The 1,127-nt window shown below is 68.2% G+C and carries 1 protein-coding gene and 1 pseudogene; both read right to left on the bottom strand.

Annotation, left to right across the window (positions count from 1 at the left end; genetic code table 11):
- Positions 1 to 529: pseudogene (locus EN939_RS35210) on the bottom strand (two-component sensor histidine kinase); the annotation flags it as partial.
- On the bottom strand, positions 520 to 1,127 hold a 608-nt coding region (locus EN939_RS35205), incomplete at its 5' end, for a response regulator transcription factor (RefSeq protein ID WP_164751560.1). The gene EN939_RS35205 and the pseudogene EN939_RS35210, both read right to left, overlap by 10 nt.

Genomic DNA, 1,127 nt, shown 5'->3' with positions numbered 1-1,127 from the left:
CGGCCGCACTGAGCGACTGGCCGACCTCGCCGCGCCCGGCAATGACGACGCCCCGGGGATCGAGCAGCCGGAAGCCGGCCAGCGTGGTTTTCTGCGTGGCGTCGAGAATACCGGACAGGCGCGCACCGATCGCCGCGAAGGCAGGATCGGCGGTGGCAGCGATCGCCGCCGGCCGGGGCGGCAGCACATAGTCGGAGGCGAGATCGAGTTGCGGCTCGATCGGCTTGTACAGCGGGCCCGGATTGACGCTTCGGCTTGAATCCCCGCCTGGCCCCGGCATCGGCGCACCGAGCTTGTCCGCCGCAATGCCGGCGTCGCGCACATCCTGCGCATAGATGGCGGCGATGGCCGCCCCTTGCGCGATCAGCTCCGCTTCGGTCTGGCGGATCAGCTGGTTCTCGTAGAGGCGGAAGAAGAACAAGCCGACCAATGGCAGGGCCATCACCATGATCAGGATGGCGACGACGACCGTGGCAAGCCGTGGCCGCCACTTGCGGCCGATCCATTTGCCGGAAGTCGTCAGCCGCATCGGCCAAGCCGGAAGCCGACGCCATGCACGGTCTCGATGGCATCCAGGCAACCCACTGCTGCCAGCTTGGCGCGGATGTTGCGGATATGGCTGTCGACGGTGCGGCCGGCGACATGGATGTTTGCGGCATAGGCGCTGGCCATCACCGCGTCGCGGTCGAGCACATGCGCGGGCCGCGCCAGGAATCCCTTCAGGATCGAGAATTCGATCCCCGTCAGGGCAAGCGCCTTGCCGTCGAAGCTGGCAGCGTGACTGGCCGGCGCCAGAGCCAGTTTGCCATGCGAAAACTGCCTGTTGTCGACCGGTTCGGCCGCCGCCGGGCGGGCGCGCCGCAGGATGACGTTGACGCGGGCGACCAACTCGCGCGGGCTGAATGGTTTCGTCACATAGTCGTCGCCGCCCATTTCGAGCCCAAGGATGCGATCGATCTCCTCGTCGCGCGCGGACAGGAACAGCACCGGCACATCGGATGTGTGCCGCAGTCGCCGGCAGACCTCCAGCCCGTCCATCTCCGGCATGCCGATGTCGAGCACGACAAGATCCGGCGCCCGGCGGCCGATCGCCTGCAGGGCGGCGGCACCGTCGGCCACGCCTGTCG

The organism is Mesorhizobium sp. M7A.F.Ca.CA.002.05.1.1 (assembly GCF_003998335.1).
Taxonomy (GTDB): Bacteria; Pseudomonadota; Alphaproteobacteria; order Rhizobiales; family Rhizobiaceae; genus Mesorhizobium.
This window is presented reverse-complemented; position numbering and strand designations above follow the sequence as displayed.